The sequence below is a fragment of the Dolichospermum sp. LEGE 00246 genome (assembly GCF_015207865.1).
Lineage (GTDB): Bacteria > Cyanobacteriota > Cyanobacteriia > Cyanobacteriales > Nostocaceae > Dolichospermum > Dolichospermum heterosporum.
Genome location: NZ_JADEWA010000004.1, coordinates 25882 through 36382, shown reverse-complemented (window position 1 = coordinate 36382; position 10501 = coordinate 25882). Strand labels below are relative to the sequence as shown.

Sequence of the window (10501 nt, the reverse complement as noted above, 5' to 3'; positions counted from 1 at the left end):
TATTCAGAATTTCCGCATTGCTGTAGGTAATACTTCCAGCCATATCTAAACCAGTCACATTGGTGTTAGTTAATATGCCTGTATTATCGTTGGTATCACTAGCATCATTAACAGTGATGGTATCAGTTCCCGCATCTCCACTAACTGTTAATGAAGCAGCAATATTATCTACTGTGTTGCTGTCGTTATAAATTTGGATATTATCGTCTTCTGTACCTGTGGAAACATTGGTTGCACCACTGATGGTCTTAATGCGGACTGTATCAGCACCTGCATTAGTATTCAGATTGGTTTGATTTGTGTGAGTGCTGTTAATGGTGAAGTTGTCTGCACCTGAACCTAAGTTAATATTCAGAATTTCCCCATTGCTGTAGGTAATACTTCCAGCCATATCTAAACCAGTCACATTGGTGCTGGTTAATATACCTGTATTATCATTGGTATCACTAGCATCATTAACAGTGATGGTATCAGTCCCCGCATCCCCACTAATTGTTAATGAAGCAGCAATATTATCTACCGTGTTGCTGTCGTTATAAATCTGGATATTATCGTCTTCTGTACCTGTGGAAACGTTGGTTGCACCACTGATGGTCTTAATGCGGACTGTATCAGCACCCGCATTAGTATTCAAGTTGGTTTGATTTGTGTGGGTACTGTTAATGGTGAAGTTGTCTGCACCTGAACCTAAGTTAATATTCAGAGTTTCCGCATTGCTGTAGGTAATGCCATTGGTCATTCCCAATCCTGTCAAACTGTTATTGGTGAGGATTCCTGTGTTGGCTGTGCTATCTCCTGTGTCGTTGACGGTCATGGTATCAGTTCCAGCATCTCCACTTATGGTCAGCGCTGCGGCAATGTTATTAACTGTGTTGTTGTCGTTGCCAACTGTGATGGTATCGTCTTCTGTACCCGAACTTACTGTTGTTGCACCACTGATGGTCTTAATGCGGACTGTATCAGCGCCCGCATTAGTATTCAAGTTGGTTTGATTTGTGTGGGTACTGTTAATGGTGAAGTTGTCTGCACCTGAACCTAAGTTAATATTCAGAGTTTCCCCATTGCTGTAGGTAATACTTCCAGCCATATCTAAACCAGTCACATTGGTGCTGGATAATATGCCTGTATTAGCGGTGGTGTCTCCAGAATCACTAACAGTGATGGTATCAGTTCCAGCATCCCCACTAATTGTTAATGAAGCAGCAATATTATCTACCGTGTTGCTGTCGTTATAAATCTGGATATTATCGTTCTCTGTACCAGTGGAAACGTTGGTTGCACCACTGATGGTCTTAATGCGGACTGTATCAGCACCTGCATTAGTATTTAGGTTGGTTTGTCCAGTGTGGGTAGTGTTAATGGTGAAGTTGTCGGCACCTGAACCTAAGTTAATATTCAGAGTTTCCCCATTGCTGTAGGTAATACTTCCAGCCATATCTAAACCAGTCACATTGGTGCTGGATAATATGCCTGTATTAGCGGTGGTGTCTCCAGAATCACTAACAGTGATGGTATCAGTTCCAGCATCCCCACTAATTGTTAATGAAGCAGCAATATTATCTACCGTGTTGCTGTCGTTATAAATCTGGAGATTATCGTCTTCTGTACCCGCATAAACATTCGTAATGGCATTAATTTTTTTAATGCGAATTGTATCAGCACCCGCTTCTGTGTTTAGGGTTGTTTGACCTGAATTATTTATGAGAGTAAGTGCATCATTACCACTGCCGGTATTGAAGTCTAATGTACCAGCAGTAAAGTTATTAGTGAGATTAATAGTATCTGCACCAGAACCGAGTTGAACAGCTAAAGCTTCAATGGTGCTATATTGCAGACGACTACTTAGACCAAATCCGTCAACGTAGGTATTATTTACCGTCACATTTTGGTTATAACTACTGGTATTGCTAGAGTAGTCGAGATTTAAGTTATCGCTACCTGCATTACCTTTAATATTGAAGTTTAAGTTACCACCAATATTGCTGACACTGGGATTAATCAAAGTGACAGTATCATTACCAGAGCCTAAGATAATACCGTATTCTTCAAAGTCTTGAGAGTCGAAACCACCACTGGAGATAAAGTTAACTAAATCAATTGTCAGGTCAAGGTCATCTGTGCGGGTGGAATAGTCTTGTCCAATGACATCATAACCAGTATTACCATCAACTACTAAGTTTGCAGTAACGCTTGAATTGGCATTGATGACATCGTTACCAGAACCAAATTTAAGGTTAATATCCTGGAATTGACTATAGTTAATGGTTGCACCTAAACCAACTATTTGGGTTGAGTTCATAGTTACAGAACGACCAACTGTATCGCCGCTATTATCAATATTCAGGGCATTTGTGCCACTACCACCATTAACAGTAAATGTTCCTGTCGAGCCACTGTAAGGAGAACTAGAACTGCCTAAATTGATGGTATCGTTATCGTTACCTATGTTGATGGTTACGCCTGTAGAAGTGATATAACCGTAAATTCCGACCGTACTACCAACGCCCACATCTGTTGTACCTTGGTCTATAGTAATTTTGACTGCACCAGAAGCGTTAATTGAAGCGTTATTCAGTGTGAAGTTGTCTCCTGCGGTTAAAGTGATGCTACTACCTTGAATATCGCTGTTAATGGTCAAATCATCGTCACTACTAGCAGATTCTCCTGTATTCAAGGTAATGGTACCAGATGTGGTGATACTTCCGCTAATTGTCAAAAGACCATGGGTAGCAATATTAAGATTACCACTACTCAAACTAACTTCATTAACACTCAATGCACCGTAATTATCCACATATACACCACCGCTACCACTGGGAACAGTCAGGCTATTAGCAGTCATTTGTAGACGATTGCTACTACTACCAATACCACTACTAGAGGTCAAGCTAACAGCATTAGCTTGAATATCTTGTGAATTAGTACCACTGCTGATACTTCCTGTAGATGTGAGGGTGACATTTCCCTCAGTTTGAACTTGATTTAGAGTCAGAGTCCCAGTGGAGTCAACTCGGATGTAACCGCTACCCATTGCTAAGGCGGTTAAATTAGTTGATTTTGTGTCAATATCAATATTTTTCAGGGCTGTAACTTCAATTGTCCCCGCTGTTAAGGTTGTCCCTGCAAGAGTGGTGACGCTACCACCAACAAGATTTTTACTAGCGTCATAATAACCTGTAGAACCAACAACCAATTTAGATGTGCTAGGTGAACCATTGAATATTAAATCCGCACCCGTGCTAATTTCCACATAACTAGCTGTGGCTAACATTTGCTGGAAGTTGATATTACCTAAGTCTTTTTGGGCGTTAAGGATGAGGTTAGTGGCGTTTACATCAAATCTGCTGGCAGTGCTATCCTGTAATTCGCCGGCAGGTTGGGCTAATTTAATACCACCGGCTAATTCACTAACTGTTTTTGCTTTCAGGTTCAAGCTACTATTAACTGTGGTAAAGAAAACCTGTACATCAGTATAATTAGCGTTTTGAGCAACTACATTATAGTCAGACTGGGTGGTATAGATAATCTTATTAACAGGAACTGCACCCGTAATATTTTCCGTGACGGAGTAAGCATAGTAGCCAGAACTATAGTTTCCAGATTGATTGATTTGACGACTATAAACTATGCTGCTATTGGGAGATTCTTGATAATAAACTCGTTCACTACTATTGAAGACATTATTATTGTTGGTGTCATCGAAGTAAGCATACATACCACTTTGGGTTTCCCGTTCTTGGTAAGAAACGGTACTTAATACGGCTGCTAAGGTGAGACTATCTTTTTGTGCTTGTGTGAGAGCCGTTAGAGCGGTGTTATAAACTGTGGCTTGGGAAATATCAGCACTATCGAGATAATAGGTAGTGCTGGTGTAGATATCTCGATATTTGTAATAACCTGTATAAGTACCAGAACTTTGTAAGTTACCTCGTGCCACTAAATTAATGGTAGTTTCTCCACCAGAAGTCTTAGCTGTTAGATTAGCAAAGGATTCAGGAGAAATAATGATGTTATCTGAACCTACTTCAAAGGTGAGATTATCTGTCTTGATGATTGGTAGGCGCACACCACCTTGAACAATACCACTATCACCACTATTGAGGGTGAGGTTAATAGCATCTAGGGTAATAGTTGAATCAATATCTAAGGTTTGGGTAGCTTGAAGAATTAAAGTATTGGCGCTCAGGGTTTTATCGCTACCGGAAATATCAATGACCAAATCATCTTGTTTACTGACTAATTGGATAGTTTCTAAGCTAGTGGGAACACTTAAACTGCTATTGGTGCTTAACACCCCTAAATTAGACACATAAATACTACCTGCGGTAGATTTCATACTCGGCACGTTTAAGGTGCGGTTAGCAGTCCCAACTTTGCCGATACCTTCAATGTTGATATTGTCAGAAGCAGTTGCGGTAATTTCGGCTAAATCAACTTCTAATAACCCAATGTAACCACCTGTGGCGGTGAGCTTGGCTTTTACGGCAACTAATTCTGGGATATTATCGTTGGCATTGAGAGCAAGAATATTACCGTTGCTATTAGCAGTCAGGTTAATCTCACTGTAGCTAGTCAAGTTACCGTTATTATCGTATTGACTGTAATTACCAGCGTCTATCTTGCCAATGGTCATGTCACCGGAGGAAGTGAGGCTGAAGGTGCGGGCTTGAGAATTGGTAGTTAATTGAACTAAGGTTGCGATTAATGTACCGCCATTGGTAAGGGTGAAGTTACCGTCTGCAATTTTATTCGATGTCAGGTTAAGATTCCCACTGTTATTAATGCTTACGTTACCTGTACCGCCAATTTCAAAGCTGAGGTTGCTAACTTGGGTATAAAGATCAGTTGCACCAAGGTCGTTAATATCTAAGGTATTCGCGCCAATCCGGTTAGTATTATTGCGGGTGATGCTACCTGCGGAAAGAGTCATTTTTGCACCCGCAGATAAGCCTAAGGCTGTATTCAGATCCAAAATTAACGCGCCACTCGTTTTGAGTGTTAATTGATCTGCCGCTTGAAGTTTATCAACGGTAACAGTATCACCAGCCGTAATATTAATGTCGTTACCTGAACCTAAAGCGGTGACATTTAATAACCGAATCCCGTTCACAGAATCAATGTCAATATTACCGTTAGCTGTAGTAATTGTGGCTTGAACATCGGTAGTTGATTTCTGATCTACAACTAGGTCAATATTACCGTTACTGCTGTTAGTCACATTCAAAGTTGTAGCTGTCAGGTTGGCACTAATACCAGATTTAGCATTGAGACTCATGGTAGTGGCACTAATTAAACCATTTTGAATCACATTATTAGTGACCAAATAGTTGTTAATCCTGCCCTGAGATGCAGTTAAATTGAGGGTTCCTGTAGTTAGCCAACTGGAAGGTAAGTCAATATTTCCAGAGGTTGTCCCCGCCGTTAAGCTAATATTGCCGTTTGTACCTGTGCCAACATAAGTATAAACATCACCTGTAATATTCCCATTACCACCATTATTACCAGCTAAACCAGTAATCCCATTACCTGCATTCAGTAAGCCCTTAATAATGAGGTCATTACCTGCATTTAATTGGATTTGAGTTCCAGTTGTAGCTGTTGTCCCTGCATTAATCGCACCAGCAAAGTTGATGTCACCTGTGGAGGAGGTGCTGGTAATGGTAACTTTACCGCTATTAGCATATAATTCGCTGGAGTCAAGTACAGTAACACTACTACCGGAAATAGTCAGGTTATTTTGGGCAGAAATATAGGCAGGTGCGGCTAAGGTATTACTTGCATTGCTGTTGGTGGGGAGTTTACCTTGAATATTTACTTGACCCAGACTGCTGATGTTGATATTACCGCTTGTACCATCAGCAACCAATTTACCACTGATGCTGACGTTACTTGTGGCATCAATGGTAATACTATTAACTGCAATAATAGAATTACCTGCAAATTGACCGTAAGCCTTTTGGTCATTTGAGGTTTGACGTTCTGTTACCCAAATGGTTTGATCTTCTGTGATGTTATCGGTACGCCATTTAGTATTAGTTTGGACAGAAACACTCTTAACCTGAATATCACGAGTTTCGTAACGCGCCCGGTTATCGTAAATATCTTCCTGATTACTTACCCATTGATATTTTAGGGTTAGGCGTTTGTCAGAGATTGTGGTGTTCTTCGATGTCCAGTCGTAGAGGTAGTCATACTGGGTTTCTGTTACAGAAGCACTTTGCCAGATTTTGTACTGTTGATAAACTTTAATAGACCTTATCGCGTCATTCCAATTACTAGCATCTGTTCTATTGTTGGTTAGCAAATTGTCATAATTACCAGAGTAAAACCACTCCTCATCATCACCAGGCTTACCTGCATTGAAGTCCGAATTCAGATATACATAAGCCTTCATTCCATCCGGAATTTTTATGGAACTATAGTAGCCATTGCGACCATCCTTCATGTTCGAGTATTCGCCTTTGTAGTAGTCATCTACAGGAGAACCGTAGTTAATATCACGGTATAGTGAAATATAATTGGTACTTACTTGGGACTCAACATCACCACTCGGAGTAGAAGTAAACCAATCGTACTTATAAGAAGCACGGGGATCATTTCCTACTTCAACATTAATATGAGTGGCGGCAGTTGATTGATTCTCAATATCAGCAGTATTAGCAAAATAGTTGGTTGGAGCATAAGCAGATCTATCTCGATAGTCATTTTTAGCAGTGAAGTCTGTATCGTCGCTCCATCCTGGGGTTTCAATGTGTTTTAGACTACTGGTCGGATTACTGATGGGATCAATGCCATAATTGCGCTCAAGAATCGAGTAGTTTCGATTGCCGTTGCTATTGTAAGTAAGCTTCCAACGTGCTGGACTATCATCATAATCATCAACTGTCACATCATTTTTTTGGTACTCTGTGAAACTAGATCTGTCTTGGCTGTATTTAACGTTTGCTGTATCCCAATAGTAACCAACATTTTCATTCCAAGCTGTGGGCGAACCTTGAGAAACTACGCGCAAGACATTTTTCACATCGGTTTCTGAACCAGAAATAACACGAATATATTTATTTTGTCGGGAATCTGTAGAATTATTCCAACCATCAACCGGCACATTGATAATAGTTTTGGTTGTATTACTTGCCCAACTAGGATTCCAAGTTTGTACAGTGGGATTACCATTGATAGTTTGGTTAATCTTGGCGTTAGTGTAACTGAAATCGTAGAGTTGATAATAACCCAGTTTATCTAAGACCACTAACCGTTGTTCATCACTCAATCCACCAAACACATGATCAACAGAAGGTTTACCAGAACTACCCCAGTTAACATTATAAGTTGACCCACCAATGATTAACTCACCCGCAGCATTAACAGAATAGTCAACTTTATTGACAAAATATTCCCGTTCTGTCTGCGTGGTGGGATTCCAGTAACTATCTTGGGTTAATGTGACATCCATTGCGTAGAACTTGCTACCGACCCTGACACTATCTGTACCGACTTGTTCTGTAACAGTGGTGGGTATCCAGTTAACGACTTCCACCTCGATTGTGCCATCATTAACTTGTTTTGTGCCAGTGACAACAGGTACAGTAACGGCGCGTTGAGTGATGAAGGGGATAGGTACTGGTTTTGTACCCGCGCCCAAAGCTGAGTCTGCATCAATGGTGACTGTTCCCCCGGCGAGAATGGTAGCGGTATTATTAGCCTGTAAAGTACCTGAACCATTAACTAAAACATTACCACCACTGAGTTGAGAACGGGTGATTGTACCGCGTATGGTGGCTGGTGTCCAACCGGCGTTAATCCCAGCGCGAATATCCAGGTTTCCGGCTGCTGTCACTAAACCATTAACAGTTAAATCTGTGACGACATTTAAACTAATATTGGTGCTGGCATCTAAGAAACCTTGTACAACCAAAGAATTGGCAATAACTTCCAAATTCTGGTGAGAATCAACCAAAGCGCGGGTTAAAGGTGCTTTACTCTTAGCAATGATTACTTGACCAGAAGCATTAATTTGGATACTGGGGTCAGTGGTTGTAGTTCCGCCACCGTAGGTTTGAATTAAGGCGTTATTGGGACGAACTGCATTGAGAGGGTTGGTTTCTTGGTAGTCCAGTAGGTAGAGATTATTACCTTTAATGACTATCTGACTCTTAGCGCCCACAGCATTATCAATAAAGACATTACCTGCATTATTTTCACTGGTAATAAATACTTTGTCAGGATTGACGTTAGTACCGTTAAATGGTGCAATTTGACCACTTAAAACCAGACCGGATTCAGCCGAAATATTGATGATACCGCTGGTGGCTGTTTCTAATGTACCGCCACCAACACGGGTGAGGTTAGCGGGGAGTTCGGCACTGGCAACGGGTGTAGCACCTACAGCTAGTACAGTTCCCGTCGCGCTGACATAATCACCGTTAGCATTGATATAAAACCCAGAACTATTAATGAAACGTCCTTGAGGGTCTTGATAAATTAAGGGAGTTAGCATTAAACCGTAACCGGAAGCACCAACACCACCATCAACGGTAAGAACATCATCTGCTTTCAGGTAGCCGTTAATTAACAATAATCCGGCACTATCTACGGTGATGTCTGCACCGTCATCATAAGCTTGAATTAAACCGTCAATTTCTACCTGTTTACCAGCAGTAATATTAATTTTGCTGTCGGTGGTATCTGCAAAGATGGTTGTTCCTATTTCTGCAAACCGGGCTGTAGCATCACTCTTAATTGAACTTAGACTGTTCATGGTGAAGTCTAAAGTATTGCTACCACCAGCAATATTAATGTTGACGTTACCTGTGGCGATCGCTGTTCCGCCTCTGGTGACGACTAAACCAGTGGTGTTATCTGCACCTGAACCACCAAATGTAACTAAATCTGCGGCGTTGAGATTAATATTGGCGGTTTTTCCTGTCCAGGTGACGGTGTTGTTAACGAGGTTTGCCCCGGCGAGGATTGAACCACCCACGTTGATAATATTACCAGTGACGTTAATATTGCTGTTGTCTGCACCACTGAAGAGACGCACACCAGAGTTAAGATTAACTGTCCCTGTACCGTTAATGGTGAGATTACCAATACTGGATAAATCAAAGCCTTGTTGTTGATATTTACCGTTAGTTAAGATGGTACGACCAAAGGAAATACTACCGTTAGCATCAGTTTGGTTAATATTCAGGACTTCTCCTGTTCCCTGGACTAATATTTGACCGTTATAACCTTGAATTTGGTTAGCTGCGATCGCCTTAACTGTTCCTTGACTGATAATATCTGTTTGCAACAAAATATTATTTGTTGCCGTAATTAAGACCTCATTCGTATTAGCATTATTATCAACTTTGGTACTTTGTAATACTCCTTCAAAGTTGATATTTTTACCACTCATTACTAGGTTCGTATCAGTAATAATGCGTCCAGAAGTACGGGCTAAGGTCAAATCACCGGAAGTTGCAGCAATATTAATACCAGTCATACCCACACTACCTTCGCCGATAGTGCTGTCAATAATCACGTCATTTAAACCAGTGATATTAACTGATTTACCTTTAATTTTACTTGTACCAAAAGTATGAACACTGGTTTGTCCAGTAGTAATAGTTGTACCTGCATTGATGTTAATTTGATCAGTAGCCGTGAGACTACCTTTTAAATCAAGAGTGTTGGTAGCGTTAATAGTAATATCAGAACCTGTACCACTGGCGATAACATTACCTTTAACAACTCCATAAGTACCAACATTTAAGGTAATTGAACTATTACGAGTTTCTAATAAACCTGTATAGTCTAAGTCAATATTCACACCATCGGGCGAATTTCCACTATTCAAATTAATAGTTTCATAACCCAATACTTTACCAGCAATATACAATTTACCGTTTAGTCCGGTTGGCGAACCAATAGTCACAACTGAACCAATTTCACCCGCTTTGACTGCGTAGGGGAGGGTTGAAGTTAAATCCGTAGTCAGATTGGTGAAACCTAGTTTATCAGCATTAGTTGAACCAGTTTTAACTAATGTGGTTGCATAGGAACTGGTTAATAATAAACGACCTTCACGGAGTTTTACCTGTAGATCATAATTATCAAAACCAGTATAGGTACTACCAATAGCATGGGCGGTAGTATCTTGACTGCTAATTACTTTCCAAGTCGCATTCTTAATAGCAGTATTTAAGTCTGCAACTAAATCGCCTACTTGGGTATTATTAGTTGTCGCAGACTTGGGTAAGGTGACGGTGGCTTCAATGAAGTAACCAACTTTATCTAAACGTAGTTTGAGGGTGACATCTTGACTAACTACGCCTGTGGCTAGTTCATAGAAAGCAGCCGCTTCAATTTCGTTAGTATGAGCAGGGGCGAGTATATCAACTTCTCCCTTCGCATTCAGGTTAATTTGACTGTTTTCGCGCCAAGTGGAAATTTGGGTTGAACCATAGAGAACCATTCCTCTACCAGAATAATTGGTAGAACCGTCTGCTGGGTTGGGTTC

The 10501-nt window shown here is 40.7% G+C and carries 1 protein-coding gene (cut by a window edge); it reads right to left on the bottom strand.

The annotated features are described in order from the left end of the window. The coding region annotated (locus IQ228_RS00605) for a DUF4347 domain-containing protein (RefSeq protein WP_193961938.1) crosses the window boundary (this coding region is incomplete at its 3' end): on the bottom strand, window positions 1–10501 show 10501 of its 35005 nt. The annotated region continues 24504 nt past the right edge of the window.